The 23,225-nt window shown below is 69.1% G+C and carries 18 protein-coding genes and 1 pseudogene; 6 read left to right on the top strand and 13 right to left on the bottom strand.

Going from position 1 to position 23,225, the window contains the following annotated elements:
- Positions 1 to 100: 100 nt before the first annotated feature.
- Both ACFY10_RS42030 and ACFY10_RS42035 read right to left on the bottom strand, forming a co-directional pair.
- Positions 101 to 1,360: a DUF3500 domain-containing protein gene (locus tag ACFY10_RS42030; RefSeq protein WP_390670602.1), complete on the bottom strand. Its 1,260-nt coding sequence runs from the start codon at positions 1,358 to 1,360 to the stop codon at positions 101 to 103.
- A gap of 347 nt (positions 1,361 to 1,707) precedes the next feature.
- On the bottom strand, positions 1,708 to 1,995 hold the full coding sequence (locus ACFY10_RS42035) for a putative quinol monooxygenase (protein WP_390670721.1): 288 nt from the start codon (positions 1,993 to 1,995) through the stop codon (positions 1,708 to 1,710).
- A 904-nt stretch (positions 1,996 to 2,899) separates the two neighbouring features.
- Between ACFY10_RS42035 and ACFY10_RS42040 the strand changes: the two genes are divergently transcribed.
- The 4 genes from ACFY10_RS42040 to ACFY10_RS42055 are packed head-to-tail and all read left to right on the top strand — an operon-like array spanning position 2,900 to position 6,800.
- Complete coding sequence (locus tag ACFY10_RS42040; protein ID WP_390670603.1) at positions 2,900 to 4,195, top strand: CaiB/BaiF CoA transferase family protein; 1,296 nt, start codon at positions 2,900 to 2,902, stop codon at positions 4,193 to 4,195.
- 17 nt (positions 4,196 to 4,212) lie between these two features.
- Positions 4,213 to 5,115, top strand: coding sequence for a fumarylacetoacetate hydrolase family protein (locus tag ACFY10_RS42045; RefSeq protein ID WP_390670604.1), 903 nt, complete (start codon positions 4,213 to 4,215; stop codon positions 5,113 to 5,115).
- Positions 5,112 to 5,927 (top strand): enoyl-CoA hydratase-related protein, encoded by an 816-nt coding sequence (locus tag ACFY10_RS42050; protein ID WP_390670605.1) that lies wholly within the window; start codon positions 5,112 to 5,114, stop codon positions 5,925 to 5,927. The genes ACFY10_RS42045 and ACFY10_RS42050 overlap by 4 nt, the downstream gene beginning before the upstream one ends.
- Positions 5,928 to 5,963: 36 nt before the next feature.
- Positions 5,964 to 6,800 (top strand): SDR family oxidoreductase, encoded by an 837-nt coding sequence (locus tag ACFY10_RS42055; RefSeq protein ID WP_390670606.1) that lies wholly within the window; start codon positions 5,964 to 5,966, stop codon positions 6,798 to 6,800.
- Positions 6,801 to 7,586: 786 nt separating this feature from the next.
- On the opposite strand, the gene ACFY10_RS42060 is transcribed toward ACFY10_RS42055, so the two are convergent.
- The 3 genes and pseudogenes from ACFY10_RS42060 to ACFY10_RS42070 form a co-directional block, all read right to left on the bottom strand.
- Positions 7,587 to 8,657 (bottom strand): lipocalin-like domain-containing protein, encoded by a 1,071-nt coding sequence (locus ACFY10_RS42060; RefSeq protein ID WP_390670607.1) that lies wholly within the window; start codon positions 8,655 to 8,657, stop codon positions 7,587 to 7,589.
- 221 nt (positions 8,658 to 8,878) lie between these two features.
- Positions 8,879 to 9,652 (bottom strand): SDR family NAD(P)-dependent oxidoreductase, encoded by a 774-nt coding sequence (locus ACFY10_RS42065; RefSeq protein WP_390670608.1) that lies wholly within the window; start codon positions 9,650 to 9,652, stop codon positions 8,879 to 8,881.
- 391 nt (positions 9,653 to 10,043) lie between these two features.
- Positions 10,044 to 10,196, bottom strand: a pseudogene (locus ACFY10_RS42070) (response regulator transcription factor); the annotation flags it as partial.
- 719 nt (positions 10,197 to 10,915) lie between these two features.
- On the opposite strand from ACFY10_RS42070, the gene ACFY10_RS42075 reads away from it, so the two are divergent.
- The gene (locus ACFY10_RS42075; RefSeq protein ID WP_390670609.1) at positions 10,916 to 12,406 is read left to right on the top strand and encodes an MFS transporter; all 1,491 of its coding nucleotides are present in this window, start codon (positions 10,916 to 10,918) and stop codon (positions 12,404 to 12,406) included.
- A gap of 252 nt (positions 12,407 to 12,658) precedes the next feature.
- Here the strand turns inward: ACFY10_RS42075 and ACFY10_RS42080 are convergent, their stop codons facing one another.
- The 8 genes from ACFY10_RS42080 to ACFY10_RS42115 all read right to left on the bottom strand — a co-directional run bounded on the left by ACFY10_RS42080 (position 12,659) and on the right by ACFY10_RS42115 (position 21,999).
- Complete coding sequence (locus ACFY10_RS42080) at positions 12,659 to 13,360, bottom strand: GntR family transcriptional regulator (RefSeq protein ID WP_390670610.1); 702 nt, start codon at positions 13,358 to 13,360, stop codon at positions 12,659 to 12,661.
- 210 nt (positions 13,361 to 13,570) lie between these two features.
- The gene (locus ACFY10_RS42085; protein WP_390670611.1) at positions 13,571 to 13,813 is read right to left on the bottom strand and encodes a hypothetical protein; all 243 of its coding nucleotides are present in this window, start codon (positions 13,811 to 13,813) and stop codon (positions 13,571 to 13,573) included.
- Positions 13,814 to 13,898: 85 nt separating this feature from the next.
- Positions 13,899 to 15,116, bottom strand: a complete 1,218-nt coding sequence (locus ACFY10_RS42090; protein ID WP_390670612.1) for an acyl-CoA dehydrogenase family protein — start codon at positions 15,114 to 15,116, stop codon at positions 13,899 to 13,901.
- 307 nt (positions 15,117 to 15,423) lie between these two features.
- Positions 15,424 to 16,677: a DUF3500 domain-containing protein gene (locus tag ACFY10_RS42095; protein WP_390670613.1), complete on the bottom strand. Its 1,254-nt coding sequence runs from the start codon at positions 16,675 to 16,677 to the stop codon at positions 15,424 to 15,426.
- Between the two features lie 634 nt (positions 16,678 to 17,311).
- A complete protein-coding gene (locus tag ACFY10_RS42100; protein ID WP_390670614.1) occupies positions 17,312 to 19,132 on the bottom strand; it encodes an acyl-CoA dehydrogenase in 1,821 nt (606 codons plus the stop codon).
- A 129-nt stretch (positions 19,133 to 19,261) separates the two neighbouring features.
- The gene (locus tag ACFY10_RS42105; protein WP_390670615.1) at positions 19,262 to 19,723 is read right to left on the bottom strand and encodes an FAD-dependent monooxygenase; all 462 of its coding nucleotides are present in this window, start codon (positions 19,721 to 19,723) and stop codon (positions 19,262 to 19,264) included.
- A 408-nt stretch (positions 19,724 to 20,131) separates the two neighbouring features.
- Positions 20,132 to 20,779: a response regulator gene (locus tag ACFY10_RS42110; protein WP_390670616.1), complete on the bottom strand. Its 648-nt coding sequence runs from the start codon at positions 20,777 to 20,779 to the stop codon at positions 20,132 to 20,134.
- Complete coding sequence (locus ACFY10_RS42115; RefSeq protein WP_390670617.1) at positions 20,776 to 21,999, bottom strand: sensor histidine kinase; 1,224 nt, start codon at positions 21,997 to 21,999, stop codon at positions 20,776 to 20,778. Before ACFY10_RS42115 ends, ACFY10_RS42110 begins: the two co-directional genes overlap by 4 nt.
- A 179-nt stretch (positions 22,000 to 22,178) precedes the next feature.
- Here ACFY10_RS42115 and lgt point away from each other — a divergent pair, with 179 nt between their 5' ends.
- Positions 22,179 to 23,045: a prolipoprotein diacylglyceryl transferase gene (gene lgt, locus ACFY10_RS42120; protein ID WP_390670618.1), complete on the top strand. Its 867-nt coding sequence runs from the start codon at positions 22,179 to 22,181 to the stop codon at positions 23,043 to 23,045.
- The last annotated feature ends 180 nt before the right edge of the window (positions 23,046 to 23,225 follow it).

Genomic DNA, 23,225 nt, shown 5'->3' on the forward strand with positions numbered 1-23,225 from the left:
GGGGTCGTGGGGTGCGGCTCAGTACACGCCGACGCCTGCGGTGTCCGGCTGGGTGCGGGCGGCAGGCGGTCGGCGAGGGTTCAGGTGGGAGCCGTTCTCCTCAGGTACGGGGCTTCCACAGCAGACGGCCGTAGTCGTTGCCGTTGGGCAGCCGCAGGACGGTGTGGATGTGGAAGCGGGCGGGGACCGGATTGGTCAGGAACATGCCGGCGTGGTGGTCGAACTCGACGAGCACCACCGGACTCTGCACCCGGTAGTAGAACGGCTGCTCGTCGTCGATGCCGCCGATCCAGGTCAGGTACGTCTCCGGGAGGTGCGCACGCACCTCGCGCATGCGGGCCGCCCGTGGGCCTTCGGGCAGCAGGTCGCTGTACTGCTCGATGACGGTTAGCAGCAACTGCTGCTGCTCGGCGTCCAGTTCGGTGGCCGGGATGCCCTCCACCGGGATCACACGGTTGTCCTGGAACGCGCCCGCGAGGAACCGCTCCTCCACCGGGTGCACCCGTCCTTCCGGCATCCGTGGATCGCGCACCTCCGGGTAGCTGCGAGCCAGGGAGAGCTGCCGCGGAGTAAGGCTGTTGACGAATGAAAGTCCGACCCGTTCACGGTCACCCAGCGGCCGGACGCCGGCCTCGGGGCCGACGTCGGTGCTGTCCGGCTCGGCACCGAGGAAGACCGGGCCGATCACCATCCGCTCCCCGGCCACCAGGGCGTTGACGCACACGTGGTGCCCGTACAGGTGCCAGCCCCACGGCTGGTCCGGGGATGGTTCGCCGAAGACGGCGAACTGGTAGCTGCCGGGATTCATGACCCTGGTCATGCCGGTGAGCTCACCGAGGAAGCCGTTGAGCCGCATCAGATGGCGCACCACGGTGTAGCCGTCCTCGCTCAAGGTCGCCCTTACCAGTCCCAGCAGCGCGTCCGCGGTCCGGTCAGGCACCTCCTCCAGGCGAAGGCCGTTGTCGTACAGCAGCACCTCGGGGTTGCTCCAGGTCCGCCACTGCGGGGTGTCCAGCGGATAGGTCAGCTGCTGCCACTGCTCCCGCGTGGTGTGGCGGCGGATCTCCTCGACCGCGCGGAGCATCGCCTCGGTGGGCGGGCGTTCGGGGGCGGGGACCGCCCCGAGTTCGTAGACGCCGTGGCGGACGCGGCCATCGGTGGTGATGCCGAGGTACGGATCGCCCGCGCTCTCGCGCCACTGGCGCGCCACCTCGGCGAGGACCGGAATGCTCAGCCTGGCGTCGGCGTACGTCCGAGCCGTGTGCTCGTGCAGACCGGCGACGCGCGGGTCGTCGGGAGCGGGAACGTAACGGCGGAACCGCGTGGCGTGCCGCACGTCGGTCTCAGGCGGTTTCGGCATGCTGACTCCTTCCTGCGATGCCCAGGTCGGCGAGGAGGACGCGTACGCCTCGCAGGAAGGCCGGGCCGTGCTCGGCGAACTCCGTCGTCGCTGTCATTGCGCCCTTCATTTCGCGTCGGTCCACAATATGGACCAATGAACCGCACTAAGGACCTCGGGCAAACTTAGGCCCGGCATTCCAGGAGCGTCAAGCAGGCGAGAAGGACGCCCCTGATGCCTGCGAGCCCGGGGTCTCGAACCAGATCGTGACCCACACGGCCTGCTGGGCGTAGGCCCTGGTCCGGCCGGCCGGCCGGCTCGTGATCGCCGGGAGTTTCGGGATCACGCCCGGCTCGCGGCGCCACGCTTCAGAAATCGAGCACGGTGGTGAATTCGTGGGAGCGGTCCGCCAACGCCGGAGCCGCCGGGCCGACCGCATACTTCGTGAAGTGCGGGTAGGCGCCGTGCGCCTTGAGCGCGTCCTCGTCGTCGTAGATCTCGAAGAACCTGAAGACCGTGGGCTGCTCAGGGTCCTGGTGAACGACGTATGCCCGGCATCCGGGTTCGGCGCGAGTGGCCGCGCCCAGTTTGGCCAGGGCATCGCGGACGACACCCTCCTTGCCAGGGTGGGCCGTCCAGGTGGCAGAGATGGCGATGGCCTTGGGACGTACTCCTCAGGGTTTCTTGTACAGGGGTGCGATGACGGCGACGCCGGTCGGGCCACCGGTGGTCGGAGTGTCGAGGTGGTGGTCGCGATGCCGGGGACGGCCGGGACAGGAGGCCACCGACGAGCGCGGTCGCCCGCTCCGCCCAGGATGTGCTCCCGAAGACGTCACCGCCGGGACGCGTGAGGGTGCGGTGGCGTCGCGCCGGCCAAGGAACCCTGCGTCTCGCGCCGGGTCGGCGAGGGTCCGCCGTGTGTTGCACGAGGCGGGCGATCCCGCCGTCCAGTGCGCTCATACGGGCAGCCGGTAGGGCGCGGGGCACCTCTCGAAGATCGCCGCACAGTAACCGGTCTGGCCCCGCCAAAAAGGCAACACCTCCCCGCCCGAACCCGACCACCGCGAGGTCAGCATCCGCATGTATCCGCGCTCCCGACCTTCGCGGGGCGGCCAGCGGATGCGTGGCCGGCGGCCGCCCCTGAGAAGCCACTCGGCGGCGTCGGAACGCACGGAGGCGTTCAAGAAGAACTATCCCCACCACGCCGTGGATCCCTAGTAGGTCCCCTGATCCAACATGCGGTCCACATTCAGCCGCCGGCCGCCCTTCATGGACGGCTCCGGCAGCACCGGCCTGCCCCAGCCCTCTGGATGACCCAAGCGGAAGCCGCTCTCGGCGGGACGCGCTGCTCGTCGACACCGGGCGCGCCCAGGAGTGCGAGGGCGCCGGATTCTGCCTGGCGGTGAGCCCGCGGTGTCGTAGTGCCCGGACTTTCGAGTCCCACGGGCGACCTTCCCGCCTGCTTGACGCTCCTGGAATGCCGGGCCTAAGTTTTGCCATAGGTCCTTATTACGGTCCACTGGTCCACATTATGGACCGAAAGTTGAAATGAAGGGCGCCATGACATCGACAACGGAGTCCGCCGAGCCCGGCCCGGCCTTCCTGCGAGGCGTACGCGTCCTGGATGTGACCGGGGCCCTGGCCGGCCCCTACTGCACGACCATCCTGTCCGACCTCGGCGCGGACGTCCTCAAGATCGAACCGGTCAGAGGTGACGGCATGCGCGCCCGGCGGATGGGTCCGGAGCGCAGGTCGATCCCCTTCGACCTGACCCACCGCGACAAGCAGAGCCTGGCGGTCGACATGAAGTCCCCCGCCGGCGCCGAGATCGTGCGCTCCCTGGCACGACGCAGCGACGTCCTGGTGGAGAACTTCCGGGTGGGCGCCATGGCCCGGCTCGGCCTGGGCTACGAGGACCTGCGGCCACAGTGCCCCGACCTCGTCTACTGCTCCATCTCCGGCTTCGGGCAGTTCGGCCCGATGCGCGACGCGAAGGGCATCGACCTGATCGCACAGGCCTACAGCGGGCTCATGTCCGTGACCGGGTCGGTCGACGGGCAACTGGCCAAGGCAGGCTTCCCCATATCCGACGTGGGCACCGGCATGTGGGGAGCGATCGGCGTCCTGGCCGCCCTGCTGCGCGCACGCGCCGGTGGCGGCGGCACGTACATCGACGTCGCGCTCGCGGACTCGGTGGCCGCATGGTCGCTGTGGGAGGTCGCCGACTACGTGGCGACAGGCGTGGAACCGGCCCCGCTGGGCACGGCACACCGACTGGCCGCCCCCTACGAGGCGTTCACCTGCCAGGACGGTGCCACCCTCGTGCTCGGTGCGGTTGACCGGGCGTGGGAGGCACTCTGCGCCGTCCTGGAGCTCGATCTGCGCGACGATCCACGCTTCGCCACGGAGTACGAACGCTTCCAGCACCGGGCGCCCCTCGCGGAGATCATCCAGGCACGTTTCGCCACGGCTCCCCGGGATCACTGGATGGGCGCGCTGCGAGCGGCAGGGGTCCCCTGCGGTCCGGTCAACGGCATCAGCGACATCCTCACCGACGAGCAGTTCGCCGCGCGCGGCCTGTTCGTGCACGACGAGGAGCGCTTCGCGGAGCCGACGATCGTGAACACTCCCATCGTCGCCGACGGGGCGCCGCGCGCCCGGGGCCGCGCACCCGAACTGGGCGCGGACACGATCGCGGTCCTGGCCGAACTGGGATACGACGACGACCGGATCGCCGCCCTGGTCGAGGACGGCGTCGTCGGCGTGCACGATGCCGGCGACGCCGCGACCGGCGACGCTCACGCGAGGACGGAGGCGGCCACCCGGGCCGCCCTCGGCGCCGAGGCGCGGAAATGAACCAGGAGGGCACTTTCATGATGACTGCGGCACACACGTCACCGGTGGACTGGACGGACGGTCTCGGCCTTGCCCGGGTCCTGCACGGCAGCGGACCCGTGGTCGCGCTGCGGCGGGACGGGGCGGCCAAGGCACGCCTGGCCCTGGTGGACAAAGACGTCTTCGACGACCTGCCCGCGCTGCTCGAAGCGGCCGGGGGCGACCTGGCCGCCATCGAGGCCGGCGCCGTGATCGACGCGCCGGATCATCAGCTTCTGAGCCCGGTAGGACGTCCCGGCAAGGTCATCTGCATCGGCCAGAACTACCTCGCGCACGTGCACGAGGGCGGCCGTGAGACGGGACCGGCTCACCCCGATCTCTTTCCGAAATGGCACACCTCACTGGCGGCGCCCTTCGCCGACGTGGCACTGCCACCGGAATCGGATCAGATCGACTACGAGAGCGAGCTCGCCGTGGTCATCGGCACCCGTGGACGACGCATCGCGCCCGAAGACGCGGAGAGCATCATCTTCGGGTACACCGCGGCCAACGACGTCTCGGTCCGCGACTTCCAGTTCCACACGACGCAGCGGGTCGCCGGCAAGGCATGGGACGGTCTCACCCCTCTCGGCCCGGTTGTCGTGCCCGCCGCACAACTCGGCGGCGTCCAGCCCGACCTCGCCATCACGGGCACGCTCGACGGGGAGGTGCTCCAGGACGACCGCACCTCCTCGCTCCTGTTCGGTGTACCGAAGCTGCTGGCCTACATCACCACTGTGATGACCCTGGAGCCGGGTGACCTGATCCTCACGGGCACCCCCTCCGGGGTGGGCTTCGTGCGCGAGCCGAAGGTCCTGCTGCGCGAAGGCTCGGAGTTCGAAGTGCGCATCGAGGGGATCGGCGCGCTGCGCAACCGCTTCGTGGCAGAGAAGGCCGAATGACCGGGGTCACCACCTCACCACGCATTCGCACAGAGGTCCGGAACGCGGTCGGCACCGTGGAGATCAGCAACCCGTCCCGGCGCAACGCGTTGTCCGTGGCGATGATGACCGAACTCGCCACCGCGCTACGGAAGATGGACGAGGACCAGGCGGTACGCGTGGTCGTCCTCCGCGGCGCCGGCGAACAGGCCTTCGTATCCGGCGCGGACATCAGCGAATTCCCCGGCCGGCAGGACGATGTGGCACGGCAGGCGGCGGACGACGCGGCCACGACCCTGTTCACGCAGCTGTCGGCGCTCTCCGTGCCCGTCGTCGCCCGCATCCACGGCTACTGCCTGGGCGCGGGCATGGCCCTCGCCCTGGGCGCGGACCTCCGCTACGCGGACACCCGCAGTGTCCTGGCCATACCGGCCGCCCGCCTGGGCGTCGGCTACCCCTTGGCGCAGACCGCCGCGCTCGTCCAGACCGTGGGGCCGTCGGTCGCGAGCGACCTGCTGTTCACCGGACGCCGCCTCCCGGCCGCCGAGGCCCAGGCCGTGGGCCTGGTGGACCAGGTCGTCGAACCCGACGAACTCGGAAAGGTCGTCGACGAACTCGCGGCGACCATCGCGGCGAACGCCCCCCTTTCCGTCCGCGCAGCGAAGGCGTCCGTACAAGCCGTCCGCCGCCTGAGCGAGGGCGACGAAGCGGCAGGCGGCGTCGCGCTGGGCCGCGCGATCGAGGCCGTCGCCCGCTGCCGCACCTCCGACGACCTCCGCGAAGGCGCCCTCGCCTTCCTGGAGAAGCGACCCGCGCGCTTCACCGGCCGCTGAGACCCAATGCACGATCGACGACAGGAGCACCCCGGCATGGGGACATCACTGAAGGGCCGGACCATCGTGATGTCCGGCGGCAGCCGTGGCATCGGGCTCGCCATACTCACCGCCGCGGCCCGCGAGGGCGCCAACGCGGTGTTCCTGGCCAAGACCGACACGCCGGATCCGAGGTTGCCGGGCACCGTGCACACGGCGGTCGCCGCGATCGAGGCCGCTGGCGGATCCACCGTCGCGGTGGTCGGCGATGTCCGCGAGGAGGCCGACGTCGAGCGCGCGGTCGCCACCGCGGTGGACCGGTTCGGGGGCGTCGACATCTGCGTCAACAACGCCAGTGCCCTCGATGTGCGGGGCACCGAGGAACTACCCGTCAAGCGCTTCGACCTCATGCAGTCGATCAACAACAGGGGAACCTTCCTGCTGACCCGGGCCTGCCTGCCGTACCTGAAACAGTCCGACCACGCCCACATCCTGACCCTGTCACCACCCCTCAACCTCGCCCCGCGCTGGCTCGGCGCCCACCCCGCCTACACCCTGTCGAAGTACGGAATGTCGCTGCTCACGCTCGGCTGGGCGGCCGAGTTCGCGAAGGATGGCATCGCCGCGAACTGCCTGTGGCCGCAGACCATGATCGCTACCGCCGCCGTGGCCAACGTCCTCGGCGGCGAGACCCTCGCCTCCAGGTCGCGCAGCCCCGAGATCATGGCGGACGCGGCCCTCGCCGTGCTCAACCGCCCGCCGCACGAACAAACCGGCAAGACCCTCACCGACGCCGACGTCCTGACCGAAGCCGGTCACACGGATCTCACCAGGTACGGCGGGGGTCCGGAACCGGAGCTCGACCTCTTCGTGGATCCGCCGCAGGCCGGATGACCGTTCGAGTGTGAGGGCGGAACCGGGGAACCGGACCACGCGCCCGGCAGGATGCCGACGGACGTCGCGCCACGCGTACACAACGATCCACGTCTGCGCCGGGTTCGTCCATGTACCGCTTTGGACACACCGGAGCAGGCCCTGTTCAGCAGCACGGGCTGCCGCGCCATGGAGCAAGGACGCTGCCCGCGACGCCCGTGCCGGTCGGCGTTCGAGGACGTGCCGATGGTGATCATCGGCTGGTCATCGCGCACCGGAACTGGGCGCCGGCGCAGATCGTCCTGGCTGGCCGCGAGCGACGACGGACGCCGCCCGGGGATCGGCGAAGAGCGGAGGGGGAAGGTGAGCACGGCGAATCGGCCCTACCCGCGAGGTCGAGGGTCGAGACGCTCTCTTCGTGCCGTGTGGGAGGCAGACCTGCGGCGGGTGGACAGCGGCAGCGTCCGGCGACAGGGGGCTCGGGGTCTCGCGTGTACTCGTGGAAAGAGGTGCCGTCGTCGCCGACGGGACCGAATGCGTGACGCTCCCCCATCTCCACGCCGTGGCCGTTGAGCCGGCTCCATCCGTAAGCCAAGCCGATCGCCTCGCTGGGCGGCTGGAGTTCGCGGTGTTGCCGCCAGTCCGTGTGGCGATCTCGGCGCTCATGTCCTCCATGTCCAGGTCGCGGGGCATACGCCGCGGACCACGGCCGCGCGGGCGCTGGTGGAGCGCCTGCGCGGCCGTGGTCTTCATTGCGGTGCCGGGAGTCTTACGCGGGGCGGGCAGGAAGGGTTCGCCCGTCGTCGTTCAGCGGCCGGTGACCTCGATGTAGGTGTCCCCGGTGACCGGGCGGTGGCCGTAGGTGCCGGTGATGCCGGCGCTGCCTTCGAGGCGGCCCTGCACCAGTTCCTGGTTGTCGGCGTAGACCTTGACGTTCAGGTTGGCGTGCTCGCCCGGGATGGTGACCTTCCAGCGGGTGGGGTACTTCTTGCCGGAGTCCGGGCTGGTCCAGAGGGTGGACTCGTCAGGCGTGACGGTTGCCTCGGCGACGGTCTGGGTGCCGTCGGGCTTCTGCACGGTCACCCAGGTGTTCTCCTTGTTGCCCTGCGTCTTCCAGAGGCTGATCTTGTCGCCGTTGGACAGGTTGATGTTCATCCAGGTCCACGAGGCCTTGACCGTGGTGAAGTTGGGAAGGGGCCCCCACTGGCGGTCCAGCCAGGCCTCTCCGCGGACCTTCTCGGTGCGCCCGTTGAGCGTCAGCGTCCCGGAGGTGTCCGTGCTGGGGAAGGCGTACTCGTAGTTCGGGTACGTCGTGTCGCCGAACATGGGGAAGTATCCCGTCCCCGCGTTGTAGAGGACATTGCCCTGGGGCTTGAGCGTGACGTCGATGGTCCCCTCGGGGACCTTGGCGTGCAGCTTCTGCTCCTTGGTGTCGCCGGTCCAGGTGATGTTGTCGGTGTGGATGTTCAGGCCCGGCTTGTTGTCGGACAGGCCCGTCCAGGCAGGCAGAGCGACATTCGACTTGGTGTACCAGCCGGTGTCCTCGTTGGTGATCGACACAGCCGAGACGGCACGCCCCTGCTTGGCGTCACCGACGTTCAGATAGTGGGCCAGGAGTCCGTAGCGGTGGCCGCCGGCGATCACGTGCGCGGTCACGTACCAGGACTCGTTCTGCCTGTCAGGGGTGGGAGCGAGGTCGGCGGCGGGGTCGACGGCGACCGGAAGATTGGTCTGCCTCAGCCCCTGCCCGAAGGTGGTGCTGTGCGCCGAGGCCGGGCCGGCGGCGGTGGTCGCGGTCGCCGATCCTCCCGAGGCGAGGGCGAGTGAGGCGACGAGCGCGGCGGCGACGGCGGTCGCGCCGACGGTGGTCTTGCGCATGATGACTCCTTGTCAGGATGTCCTGTATGGGATGTAGGCAGCAAATAAATGAACGAAACTGTTTCGTACTATCGCTGGATGCGATGAGAAACCGAACCGTTCGATGGAAGGGAGTTGGTCCTGCTGCTGAGACTGGGTCCCTTGGCACAATCCGGCGGCTGCGCGGAAAGAACCATGGCCTGCTCGGCTTCGGGCGGTAACCGCCGTGCGGTTCCTGGCGGTTACGCGGTGGCGTCGGCCTGCGGAGTGAACGCGGGGGCGACCGCCTGCGGGGTCAACTCCACCGGGTAGGCCTGCTCGACGCGGTCACGCCGGGTGTACATGTCCCAGTAGTGCCCGGCGAGTTCGTCCGGGTGGACGACGGGGACCTCCACGCCGGCGTTCGGAAGCTCGATGTCACCCTTGGCGGTTGCCTCGGCCGCCTCGCTGCCGGTGATCAGGGCGGCGATGGTGAGGGTGCCGGCGTAGACACCGGTGCCGGCGAGTTCGCCGTTGAGCGAGTACACATAGTTGCGGGCGGCAGCGGTTACCGGGGCCGAGCCGCTGATGTAGGGCATCGGCTGCACGGCCGAGTAGCCCGTGGTCATCAGAAGGGCACCGTCGCCGCGGTCGGTCATCTCCGGCAGTACGGCGCGGAACACCTCCACCGGGGTCAGGAGGAGCACCCGGGAGATCCTTTCCAGCGTGGCCGCGTCCAGTTGGGCGGCCGGGGTGACGACCTGGTCGGCGCCGATCGGCCCGTACTCGACGACATCGATCCGGCCGAAGCGGCTGCGGATGGCCTCCAGCAGGGCGGGCACCCGCGCGGGGTCGGACAGGTCGGCAGGGAAGGCGGCGGCCTCGACGCCCTCGGCGGTGAGTTGTGCGACGAGGGCGTCGAGCCGCTCCTTGCGACGGGCCACCAGAGCGACGCGGAACCCTTCCCGGCCGAAGCGGCGGGCGACAGACAGGCCCAGGCCGGTACCGGCACCGAAGACAGCGATCACTTTGGACATGGGACTTCACTCCTTAGTGTGAGTTGCGCCTAGGGACCCTGCCGGGCTCCGTCACTAGAAACGCTAGGCGTCTGGGAACCGTGAATCTTGGTACCCAGGGGAGCAATGATGCGGACGGGGTGGTACCGCGGTACCACCTGGAGTCCCATTCGGCCCGTGTCTCGCCGGCGGCGGGCTGGAACGCACACTTGGAGACTGCCTCTGCTGCCTCGGCACCCGTACCGACAACCAGGTACTGGTGGTCCTCGCGGGAACCGACTCGCTGCGCCCACCTGCCGCCGATCGCTTGCCCGGCGCCACTCACCAATTCGCGGCGCGCCATGGCATCGCGGACCGGTGGGCGTCGAGGAGAAGGGCCTGCGCGTACGGCGGCGGACCATGCGCCGGTGGTCGGCGGCGCCTTACTCGGGTGGGTTGCGAGGATGACGGCCTGGATGCGGTCGCGGGCTTCCAGTTTGGCCAGGACGGGGCCGGCGTATGTCTTCACGGTGGAATCCGACAGCACCAGGCGTTCGGCGATCTCGCCGTTGGTCCAGCCTCGGCCAGCGGGGTGCGGCTGGATGGAATCCCGTACGACCAACTGCGTGGCCCATCGAGACCGCCCGGCGGCGTGGCCTGCGCGTACCGAACGACCTGAGCATCGTCGGCTTCGACAACCGATGACGGCCGGGTGCCCGGCGTAGCGCAGGGGTGCACATGCCTGTCCCTCAAAGGGTGTGGCAACTCAACGGCTGGTTGCGGTTGTTGAGGTGTGCGTTGTTGGTCGAGGGCGAGGGCCCACGCAGTGGCCGCGCGCGGTCACCGAGTCGAAGAGCCGCGGCCTCGACGACGTGCTATCGCTGGTCTGTGACGGGCCAAAGCTCCTCGTTCCAATTACGCCGCCCGTCGCTGGGACAAGAGGGCCAGAGCCCTGAAGCCCGTCCGCACCGCATCCAGCGAGGCCCCGACGGGCAAGGGCCGTGCGCCCCTCCGCGGCTCGGTGCAGGAGGTGGCCGAGACAGTCCCCTCCGTCGGTGTCCTCGAAGCCGGAGCGGCCGGAGAAAACCAGGAAGTCGCGGACACGACGACGGGAGAAGCCACAGGTCACCAGGCCCAGCCGCGCCACTCCACGTTCGCGCAGGGGATCGCTCAGCAGCGGAGGCATTTTGAGATGTCAGAACTCGCATGACAAGAGGACGACCGGACCAGTTGACATAGCAGAACATTCACCTGATATTTCAAGGGCACTCACGGCGTTTCAATGATGAGCGTTCGGAGGACCCCTTGAGCTCGTCCACTCCCGCCCCCGCCGGTGCGGGCTCCTTCCGCAGTGCCGGATGGACTCCGCGGCTTGTCCTGTCCCTGATCTCCCTGCTCTGTCTCGTCGAGTCGTCGGCGTTCGCCAACATAGCCACCACCACCGCGGTCCCGCGGATCATCGGACACTTCAACACCACCCAGGGCGGCTGGCTGGTGACGGTCACTTCGCTGGCCGGAGCCGCCTCCTCCCCACTGTTCGGCAAGCTGGCCGACGTGCACGGCAAGCGCCGGGTGATCCTGAGTACGCTGGTCCTGGGCGGTCTGGGCGAGCTCATCGCAGCTGCCGCTCCCTCGTTCGGGGTGATGATCGTCGGCCACGTTCTGATCGGCGCGCTCACCGCCCTGCTGTTCCTGTGCTACTCGCTGATCCGGGATGTCTATCCGAAGAAGCTCGTTCCCTTCGCGGCGAGCGTGTCGGTGACGGGCCTCGGGCTGCTGCTGATCGGTGCGCCGTTCCTGATCGGCGCGCTGATCGATCACTACGGGTTCCGTTCGGTATACGTGTTCAACCTCGCGTGGCTGGTCGTGATGGGGGCGGTCCTCGTGCTCACCACGCCGGAGACGAAGGTGCGGCAGCCCGCCCGCATGGATCTACTCGGTGTGCTGCTGCTGTCCGGCGGTGTCACGTTGATCCTCCTGCCGGTGAGCAAGGGCGCGGAGTGGGGGTGGGGCTCGGCCCGGGTCATCGGTCTGCTGATCGGCGGGGTGGTCGTGCTCGGGGCATATGTTTTTGCCGCGCTTCGGACCCGGGAACCAGTGCTGGACCTGCGGGTTCTGTCCCGCCGGACCGTCCTGTTCGGGGTGCTGGGCGGCGGTATGGGCAACGGTCTCGCTCCAGTGATCTCGACCCTGCTGGCGTTGCTGGCGATGACGCCGCGGCAACTGGGCGGCACCTACGGCCTGGGCTACTCGGCCAGCAAGTACGCCTTTGTGACGGCGCCGTTCGCTTTCGCCAGTGTGGTGGCCGGCGTCGTGGTCGGTCTGGTGGTTTGGCGGGTCGGCCCCCGGCTGCTGATGTATCTGGGCCTCGCTCTGTTCTCCGTCGGCGCACTGGTGCTGATGTCCGCGCACGACACGGTCGGGAAGCTCCTCGCCGCGTGTGCGATCGCGGGTCTGGGGAGCGGTCTGGCGGTCGGCGCCATGCCGAACCTGGTGATGGCAGGCACATCGGTGTCGGAGCAGGGTTCGATGTCGTCGGCCGGCGGGCTAAGCGCGGGCCTCGTCGGCGCCATCATGTCCACCTCGGTGTTCGCCATCATGACACCCACCGCGAAATCCCCGGCGCCAGGTGTGCTCATCTACGGTGACTCCGGTATCACGACCGCCTTGTTGACCGTCGCCGCTGTCGCCTTCGCTTCCCTGCTCATCGGTGTGATCTTCCTTCGCCCCCGCGACGGAGGTGTGGCAGAGAAGCAGGTGGTGGCACCAGTCGAGGATGCCGCGCTACCCGCGTAAGGCAACCGGCTCGGCCGTGCCGGTCATGTGACCGGCACGGCCGAGCCGGTTGCGCCCCGTCCGCAGAGGCGAGCACCCGGTGCGTCGGAACCGGCGGCTCGCTCTCCAGTCGGCCACTCGCCCAGAGCGAGCGTGGCCAGACCGGGCTGGAGGGCCGACTCGGGCAGGCTGAGAGCGGATGAACTCGGCGGGCGGTGGGCTGCCACCGCGATACGGACCAGTGTCTGTGTACCGGCCGTGCCTGGCTGTGAGTCAGCCGTGTACCGGGGTGATCTCGCTGGCGACGACGGACGGCCAGCGGGTCAGGATTCTCAGGACGCGCGCGTGCAGGTCGCCGATGCAGTCACGAGCGCGGGCGGCGGCGGCATCGCCGTCGCGGTGTTCGACGCACTTGACCAGCTCCGCGTCGATCGAGGAACCGGGCATCGAGGTGGCCTCGGCGGTGATGAGTGCCAGGACCCGGGTGATGTCGTTCTGCAGCCGTTCGTGGATCCTGATCAGGTAGTCGTTGTCGGTCGCCGCAGCAAGGCAGGCGAAGCCCGAGGCGGCCGCTTCGACCCGCCGCATGGGCTGCTCGTCGGCTTCGTCGCTGCCGCGTACCGCCGTGGAGAACGCGGCGACGATCTGCCGACGCTGTTCGGCAGTGGCGTCCTGCACGCCGAGCCGGACGGTCTCGGGCCCTAGGATCCGCCAGAGCGTGAACAGATCGTCCACGGACTTCAGGGTGAGCGGGGTGACCTGGTAGCCCTTGCGGGGCAACGTCCGGACGAGGCCCTCGTGGCTGAGGCGGGTGAGCGCGTCGCGGATCGGGGAGATGCCGAAGCCGGTCGTCTCGGCGAGCGAGCGTTCGGTGAGGCGCTGGCCCGGGGCGAACCGGCAGGACACGATGTCGGCCCGTAGCTGTCGGTAGGCGGCGTCGCCAAGGGACAGGGGTTCGGACGAGGGCACTGACACGTTGGCCGCTCCCGCGATCGAGGAACTCGGTGATATACCAGCAAGCCGATGATACCGCTCACCGATCGAACACCGGGCGGGTCCTGTGCAGATGCGGCATCCGACGACGTGGTGGTGCGGCGCGGGGTGGCGTTCGGCGCCGCAGTGGAAGCACTACGCAATCGCCGGCCTTTGTCCGGTCACTCAGCAAGCGCAGCACCGACGCGCGGGCTACGCGGCGGCATGGCGGGTCGGTCGCGTGCCCTCGAGCGCGTCGCGACCGTCGATCACCGAGTCCCATGACACGCCTGCGGCGAGGAGTACGTCGACGCACTCGGCCGAGATGAGGACCCAGGTCAGGACACGCCACATCTCGAATGAGAGCAATCGGTAGACCTCGATGAGCAGGTCGTTGACCGACTTCGGGGTGAGCGGGGTGATCCGGTACGGGTTCGGGTCGCGTATTCGGTGCATCGGGTCACGCCGACGTGACCCGAAGCGCGATGCCATGAAGGCGTTTCTGAAGTGTCACAAATACCTTTGTGAAGTGTCAGTGCAGTCACGGGGTGTGTGATGTGAACCGGCGCAGTTCACGGCGCGCCAAGGACATCTTGTGGACCTCGTCCGGCCCGTCGGCGATACGCAGCATGCGGGCCTGGGCGTAGAGCTCGGCCAGGGGAAAGTCCTGGCTCACGCCACCGCCGCCATGAGCCTGGATCGCATGGTCGATGACCCAGGTGGCCATCCGCGGTGCGGCCACCTTGATACCTGCGATCTCGACAGCCGCACCGCGGTTGCCCACGGTGTCCATCAGCCATGCCGTCTTCAGCACCAACAGGCGGGTGGTCTCGATGCGTATGCGTGCTTCCGCCACCCAGTCCTGCAGGACACCCTGCTCGGCGAGTGGCTTGCCGAAGGGGGTGCGCTGGTGGGCCCGGGTGCACATCAGGTCAAAGGCGCGTTCGGCCATGCCGATCAGGCGCATGGCGTGGTGGATCCTGCCGGGGCCGAGGCGGGCCTGGGCGATCGCGAAACCGCCGTGCAGTTCGCCTAGGAGGTTCTCCCGGGGGACCCGGACGTCGTCGTAGACGATTTCGGCGTGACCGCCGTGACCGCTGTCGGAGTATCCGAACACACTGGTGGATCGCAGGACGTTCACGCCGGGGGTGTCGAGCGGGACCACGACCATGCTGTGGGTGCGGTGGTGTTCTCCGCCCGGGTTCGAGCGGCCCATCACGATGGCCACCTTGCAGGCGGGGCTCATCGCGCCGCTGGACCACCACTTGCGGCCGTTGATCCGGAAGCCTTCTGCGTCCTCGGTGATGCGGGTGTCGATGTTGTTCGCGTCGGAGCTGGCGACCAGGGGCTCCGTCATCGAGTAGACGGAGCGGATCTCACCGGCGAGCAAGGGCTCGAGCCACCGCTTCTGAACCGACGGCGTGGCGAAGTGCGCGAGGATCTCCATGTTGCCGGTGTCGGGCGCGGAGCAGTTCAACGCTTCCGGCATGATCCACGGACTTCGGCCGGTGATCTCGGCGACATGCGCGTATTCGAGGTTGGTCAGGCCGGCGCCCCGATCTCCGGGAAGGAAGAGGTGCCACAGGCCACGGTCGAGGGCGGCCTTCTTGAGCTCCGCCATGACCGGCGGGGTCTCCCACGGCCCGATCTCGGTCTTCTGCTGCGCGTAGACCGGTTCCGCGGGGATGACGAACTCGTCCAGGAACCGGGTGGCTCGTAGCTTGAGATCCCGGATCTTCTCGGTCTCCGTGAAATCCATGGCTGTTCCGTCGTGTCCTTTCGAGCGTGCCCGTATCGGATGAGCTCTTCGGGCGTCACCGTCGCGCCCGGCTACGGGGCGGTCTCGCCGCGGGAGGCGCCGGAGACTCCCTCCCCCGCCACCTCCCGGATCGCCGGGTGTGTCTGCAGCGGATCCTCGACTTCTCTCCGTTCGCCGCCGCTGCCGACGTGGTCGTGCCAATGAGGTCCTCGCCGTCGGTGTGCCATCGTCACGTGGCAGGTGGCTGGGCGCCTGTCCCCCGTGAGGGGCCCACATCGGCCGGGTCGTGCACCGGGAACTCCCTGCCCTAGACGGGTCCTTGGAGACGGTGCGGAGTCCCTGTCGCGCGTCGGACGAGTTCGGCTCCGTAGTCGTTGCCGTTCGGTGTTCGGACGACAGTATGGGTGTGGAACTTCTCGGGCTCTGTGTTCGCCAGGAACACGCCCGCGTGGTGGTCGAACTCCGCGAGGATGACCGGGCTCTGTACGCGGTAGTAGAACGCGTCCTCGTCACCGCGTCCGCCGATCCAACAGAAGTAGGTCTCGTCGAGATGGCGGCGGACGTCCGCCATCCGTGCCTTCCTGGGCCCGTCGGGCTGGTAGTCGAGGAAAAGAGCCACCAGATCGATGAGCGCATCCCGCTGAGCCGGATCGAGGGCCGCGCCGGGGACCCCTTCGTAGGGAATGACCCGGTTGTCCTGGAAGGCGCCGGCCAGGTGGAGTTCGTCGGCGGGGTGCAGGCGCCCGGCAGGCAGGTCCGGGTCCCGCTTCTGGTGGAACAGCACCGCCCGCTCGGCCTGGCCGGGCGTCAGGTTCCTGACGAAAGCGAGTCCTGCGCATTCCTGTTCGTCGAAGAGTGACAGTCCGTCGTGCTCACCGCTGTCAACGAGGTTCGGCTCGGCACCGAAGAAGACCGGCGTGAGCACCTGCCGGCCACCGACCAGCAGGCAGTTGACGGCCAGGTGGTGCCCCCAGAGGTTCCAGCCCCACGGCTCGGTCACGGACGGGGTACCGAAGATGTTGATGTTGTAGCTGTGCTCGTTGAGGATCCGGGGCAGATCGACGAGTTCGCCCAGGAACCCGTTGATCCTCATCGTGTCCCGGACCTTCCGGTAACCCGCTGGGCTCAGACACGCCGCGACAAGCCGGAACACCTGATCGCGAACCTTCTCGTCGACCTCCTCCGGCCGGATGCCGAAGCGGTTGAGACAGAACTCGGGGTTCAACCAGGCCCGCCACACCCGGCTGTCGAGGGGATGCCGGATGCGGGTTTGTTCATCGGTGCTGAGCAGGCCCAGGAGCACGAGGGCGGCGTCGACCGCCGCTCCGTTGTCCGCGCCCTCGTCCCCTTCGGCTTCGAAGAGGTCGAGCACGGGTCGGCCGTCCGTGGTGAGCCCATGGAATTCCGTGTTCTCGAACAGTGCCGTCCATGCCGAGACGACCTCGTCGGCCACCGGGTTCTGCCGCACGGCGTTGACGTAGGTGTACGGATCGCACGATCGGAACGTGCTCAGGCGCGGATGGTCGAGCGGGAAGAGGTGGTCGCGGAAGTCACTGGACATGTCGCCTCCGAAAGTGGGGTGCGAGACAGCACCGGCTCGCGGATCAGGGGCACCCGGCTCACCCTCTTGGCGGCCCCGGAATTCAGATATCCAACCCTGCCACAGGTCCTGTCCGCGGTCCACTGGTCCGCATTGCAGACCGATGCGAATGAAGGGCGCACCGACAGCGACAAAGAAGCCCGCCCCGGCCCGGCGCATGATCACCGGCAGGTCATCGGCCCTCGTAGAGGTCGCCGTTGCCGGTGCCGTCGCGGAGGAACGAGGCGACCGTGTCGCAGGTCGTCAGTGGCGAAGAGGACACCGGAGCACGTCGGTACGGCGTCGTCCGCGGGCCGCACACCGTGGCGGACCGCCGCGTCGCGATCAGTCGCTCGGCCGCCGCGCGACACTGACGGTCTCCGCGAAATGGGCGCAGGTGGGGCCTCCGCAGAGCAGCGCGCGTGCTCCCGTGCAGCTTCGGCGAAGCCTCCATCGAGAGCCCGATGAACCGTGCCTGGGCGATGCGCAGCCGCCGCCACAGCGACACGACCTGGCGCAGCACCCCGCACCTGGGCTTTCCGCGATCGCGGCGAACACCGCGAGACCACCGTCGCTGTCGTACTCGATGCGGACCGGTGATGTCATCGCAGTCCCCTCAGAACCATGTGTCATCGGCATCCAGCGTCGTCGTGTCCAGGCGCGCGAGGATGTCGAACTGCCCTGCGGTACGGGGCAGTTCGTAGCGGTAGAAGTAACGGCAGGCCTGCTGCTTGCCCTGCCGGAGGGCATCGTCGGCGTCGCCGGTGGCGAGGAACTGCTCCAGCCAGATCCAGGCCACGACGACATGCCCGGCGGCCTCCAGGTACAGCGACGCGTTGGCCAGGCGAACGTCGGCGGGGACGTGGGCGGTGTGAATCGTCCGGGTCACCTCGACAAGCCGGGCGAGGGCACGATCGAGAGCGGCTCCGAGATCACGTGCTTCTCCGCCAACCGCACAGGCCCGCTCGATCGTGGCCCGGACGAGCGCTTCGAGCGCGGCAAGGCCGGCCCCGTCGTCCATGACGACCTTGCGGCCCAGCAGGTCCAGGGCCTGTATTCCATGGGTTCCCTCGTGGATGGGGTTGAGCCGGTTGTCCCGGTAGTGCTGCTCCACGTCGTACTCGCGGGTGTAGCCGTAGCCGCCATGGATCTGGATCGCCAGGTCGTTCGCGTGCAGGCACCACTGGGAAGGCCAGCTCTTCGCGATCGGCGTGAGGACCTCCAGCAGCAGGCGGGCACGCGCCCGCTCCGTCTCGTCGGCCGCGCTGCGCTCCTCGTCGAGGAGTCTGCCGCAGTACAGGACGAGTCCCAGCGCCCCTTCCACGTAGGACTTCTGCGCCAGCAGCATCCGCCGCACGTCGGCGTGCTCGATCAGGGGCACGGGCGGTGCGGTGGGGTCCTTCGCCCCCGCCGGACGTCCCTGGGTGCGCGTCCGGGCGTAGGCGAGGGACTTCAGATAGCCGGTGTATCCCAACGCCGTCGCCCCTGCTCCGACGCCGGTCCGCGCCTCGTTCATCATGTGGAACATGGCGACCAGCCCCTGGTGCGGCGCGCCGACCAGGTGGCCGACGGCGCCCGGCTCGCCGCCGGGCCGGTACCTGCCCTCACCGAAGTTCAGCAGCGTGTTCGTCGTGCCGCGGTATCCCATCTTGTGGTTCAGCCCGGCGAGGGCCACGTCGTTGCGCTCGCCGCGCGAGCCGTCCGCTTTCACCAGGTACTTGGGTACGACGAGGAGGGAGAGGCCCTTCACCCCGGGTGGACCGCCCGGGATCCGCGCCAGGACCAGGTGGACGATGTTCTCACCCAGCTCGTGGTCTCCACCGGAGATCCACATCTTGTTGCCGAAGATCCGGAAGGTGCCGTCGTCGCGGGGCTCGGCGCGGCAGGTGAGGTCGGCGAGCGAGGATCCCGCGTGCGGCTCGGACAGACACATGGTGCCGTGATAACGGCCCTCGATCATGGGTCGGACGTAGGTGGCGACCTGCTCGTCGGTGCCGTGGGCGAGCAGCAGGTTGGCGTTGGCGACCGTCAGCATGGCGTACGCCCACGTGCTGATGTTCGCCGCCTGGAACCAGAGGAAGCAGACGGTCTGGACCACCTGCGGGAGTTGCAGGCCCCCGACGCGAGCGTCCATGCCGCCGCTGAGGAGTCCGGCGTCCGCGACTGTGTCGAGGGCGGTCTTGATGTCGGGCGGTACCACCGCCCGACCGTCGACGATCTGCGGTTCCTGCTGGTCGTTCAGTCTGTTGTGCGGAGCGAAGCGTTCTTCGGCGATCTCCGCACAGAGGTCCAGCACTGCGTCGAACGTCTCCCGCGTGTGGTCGGCGTACCGTTCGCGCCTGGCGAGTGTTTCGACGTCGAGCCAGTCGTAGAGCATGAACTCCAGATCACGGCGGGACAGCAGGAGTGAACGGGGGGCAGAGGATGGGGCTGTCATGGAGCGCTCCCGAGGACAGGGCTGATGACAACGGAACCGCGCCGCATGTGAGCCGCCGTCATCGAAGACAGGGGTGGTAGCTGACCGCGGTCCGCGCCTGGAGGCGGAGGCGTTGGTGTTCGGGCCGGTTCAGTGGCATCGCTTCGGGGTGACGGTTCTGGCTCGTTGCCGGACGCGTACCGCACCTGACGGCTGGCGGCTTGCGCGTCGTGGCAGGTGCAGCAGCGCCTCACCGGCGCGGCCAAGGAACGGGAGGGCGAGTTGCCCCGCCAGGTTGCAGGAGCGCTGGACCACGGTGTCGCTGCCGAGTCCGCAGGGCAGCGGATGACCGTGCGCCGCGTGGCCGGCCGGTAAGACCCGGCCCATACGGCACCGCTCGGCCACCACGTGGCCGACCTGCCCCTGCCCGAGGTGCTTGACAGCGGACTCGACGTTCGTGGGGAAAGAACGGCGGGCATGGGGATCGTGCGGGTTCGTACGGACGGCCTCGCTCGCTTGCGGCGGTTGCATCATCGCCATCCTTCGATCGCTCCCAGTCGAGCACCGCCAACCGAGACATAAGGCGGTCCGCGATGCGGACCGGTGGACCATAATGGACGGGGCAGGACGCTAACCCCCATCCCGTAGATGGTCAAGAGCGAAGCGGCGCAGGGGCCTGCCTGGTAAGCCGACCCACGGCGGTTCCAGTCGCTCTGTCGCAGACCGAGTGCGTTGCTCGGCTCGGCGGTCCCGGCCCAGGGAGACCTGCCGCCGTGTGCGTGGCAGCGCGCGGAGTGCGTACCGGCCGAACTGCAACACATCCGGGAGGTGCGCCGCACCTGCCAGGATCACACGGCGCATACGATCATGAACGGCCGTGCGAGAGTCGGTGTCCGCTCACCCACAGGGCGGTGTTGACGGCGTGACAGGTCGGGCGGTTCCACACGCGGGGAACCTGCCTGTCAGCAGGCGACGCTCGCGGGACACCGAAGGCAACCCATACGACGACGTCTCGGGCCGTCAGTCCATGCGGATGATTCCCCGGCCCAGTGCGGCGGTGACAGCGGCGGTCCGGTCGCCGACGTCGAGCTTGGCGTAGATGTGCAGCAGATGGGTCTTGACCGTGGCCTCGGACAGGCGCAGGGCGCGGGCGATCTGCTTGTTGCTCTGCCCGCGGGCAACGGCGGACAGGACTTCGAGTTCCCTGCCGGACAGGCCGGCGCCCCGGTCGCCTCGCATGTGGGCAAGAACCTTGGCGGCCACCGTGGGCGACAGTGCTGCCCCACCCCGGGCAGCGGTACGGACGGCCTCACACAGTTCGTGTCGTCCCGTGTCCTTGAGCAGGTAGCCGACCGCGCCGGCGTCGACGGCGGCAGTGATGTCGGCGTCCGTGTCATAGGTGGTCAGAACGAGTACCCGCACCTCGGGGTGGGTGGCACGGATGGCCGCGGTCGCGGCGGTGCCCTCCATGCCGGGCATCTGCAGGTCCATCAGCACGACGTCGGGTGCGAGCGCGGCGGTTTGCTGCAGTGCCTCGGCGCCGGTGCCGGCCTGGCCGACGACCGTGAGGTCGGGCTGGGTGGAGAGCATGGCGGCAAGCCCGTCGCGCACCACGGGGTGGTCGTCGGCGAGGAGGACCCGGATGGTGGGACCGGTCGAAGTCCTCATGACGCCGGTGCCATCCGCTCGGTGCCGGACACGGCTGAGGGTTCGGGGGACGGAGGCTCGGTCGGGAGCGGCACCGTGACGGCGACGGTCGTACCCTCGCCGGGGGCGCTTTCCACCGCGAACGTGCCGTGCAGGGCGGCGATGCGCTCCCGCATGGTGGTCAGGCCGACACCCGCATGCCGGGAAGCAGGCGCGAAACCCGTGCCGTCGTCCTGGACGTCGATCGCCAGGACATCGCCGAGGTACGAGAGCGTGACCGCCACGCTCACGGCGCGGGCGTGCCGCCGGGCGTTGGTCAGTGCCTCCTGCACGACACGCAGCAACTCGCCCTCGGTACTGGGCGGCAGGGCGACCGGTCGGCCGGTCACGACCGAGTAGGCCTCGGTGCCGGTCTCCTCCGCCAGCCGGGCGGTGAGCTCGCGCACGGCGTCCGCCAGGTGCGTGCGGTCCAGCGGCGCCGGGCGAAGGGCGTGCACGAGGCGGCGGCTCTCGGCGAGGTTGTCCCGGGCCGTCCGCATGGCCTGCTCGACGCGACGGGCCGCAGGGGAGTCGACCGGCAGTTCGTCGCGTGCGGCGTCCAGCAGCATGGCGATGGACGCGAACCCCTGGGTCAGCGTGTCGTGGACCTCCCGGGCCAGGCGCTGGCGTTCGGCCAGCGTGCCCGCCTGGCGTTCCGCTGCCGCTCGTTCGGCCTGGGTGGCGGTGAGCTCGTCCAGGATCCGCTGCCGCTTGTGACTCTCATGGTCGAGGGTGGCGACGTAGCAGGTGATGGTGACCCCCACCGCGGTGCCGAGCACGCAGCCCGTGAGCGCCCGCACGTCGACGGAGCCGTCCGCGGTGAGGCTCTGCAACGACCATGCGGCGCCCAGTACCAGCACCCCGCCTGCCGACCACCAGGCCCGCCGCAGCCAGTACGGGCTCAGCACCGCCACGGCGACCGGGAGGAACGCGGAGTCCACCACGGCCATGAACGCCCACCCGATCAGGGCCCCGACAAGGTAGGGCAGCGGCGGGCGGTCGGCGCCGCCGCGCAACGCGATCCAGTAGACGTACCAAAGGGCGAGTCCCACCGCCGGGCCGATCCGCGACAGCGCCGCGCCGGTCGTCATGTCCGCCCCGGCCAGCGCACCCGGCAAGCACAGGGCGAGCACGGTGGCGAAGAAGGCGTGCTGCCCCATGGCCTTCCACCGCTCCCACTCCCACGCCTGATGCAGTGCCATGCCCCTCAGAGTAGGCGCAGCCGCGTAGCGGGTGGATCAGCCGGCCGGTGGGGGTGGGTCCACCGATCGGTCGACGAAAGGCGCGACGATCGGTCGATGTGCGGGAAGGGCGCGGGCGGCGACGATCGGCCCCGCGGCCGACGGCCTGCTGCTCTCCCGCCCCTCGTGAGGAACCACCAGTGCCCCTGGCCTTCATCCCCAGCGCCGCCATCGGCGAGGTCCACCTGGGTCCGCTGCCGCTGCGCGGCTACTCGCTGATGCTGATCCTCGGCATCACCGCGGCGGTGTGGCTGGGCGGCCGTCGCTGGGCCGCACACGGCGGAGAGAAGTCCGTCGTGACGGACGTCGCTCTGTGGGCGATCCCGTTCGGCGTTGTCGGCGCCCGCATCTACCACGTGATCACGTCCGGCGAGCCGTACTTCGGCACGGACGGCGATCCCGTCAAAGCCCTGTTCATCTGGGACGGAGGCATCGGTATCTGGGGCGCCATCGCCGGCGGTGCAGTCGGAGCCTGGATCGGCTGCCGCCGCAAGGGCCTTGCCCTTTCCGCGTTCGCCGACGCCGTCGCTCCCGGCATCGCCCTGGGCCAGGCCATCGGCCGCTGGGGCAACTGGTTCAACCAGGAGCTCTACGGCCGGGCGACCACCCTCCCCTGGGCGCTGGAGATCAACCCCGCACACCGGCCCGCGGCCTCCCCGAACCTGGCCACGTATCACCCGGCGTTCCTGTACGAGTCGTTGTGGTGTCTCGGCGTGGTCGCCCTGGTCCTGTGGGCGGACCACCGTTTCCGTCTCGACCGAGGCCGGGCGTTCGCGCTGTACGCCGCCGCGTACACCGTCGGCCGCTTCTGGATCGAGTACCTGCGGGTGGACGAGGCCCACCACATCCTCGGCCTGCGCCTGAACGACTGGACCGCTCTGCTGGTCCTCACCGTTGCCGTCGGCTACCTCGTGGCTACGACACGGCGCGCGGCCGCCAGGCATGACGGCATCGACATCGACCGTCCCCTTCAGCTCGTGAACGCCAGCAGCAGCCGCGAGAACTGACCACGATCCCTCTCACGACCAGGAGTTGCCATGCCCCGTGTCTCTGAGACGCTCCCCTCACGTCGGGGTCCGCTCCTGGTGGCGGGAGGCGTGTTCGTCGCCATCCTGCTGTCCTCTGCGGCGAACGCGTTGATCGCCGTGCCGGCGCGCGCTGGGAGCACCGGATGACTTCAACCCGCT

Origin of the sequence: Streptomyces sp. NPDC001401 (genome assembly GCF_042895385.1) — a bacterium.
Lineage (GTDB): Bacteria > Actinomycetota > Actinomycetes > Streptomycetales > Streptomycetaceae > Streptomyces.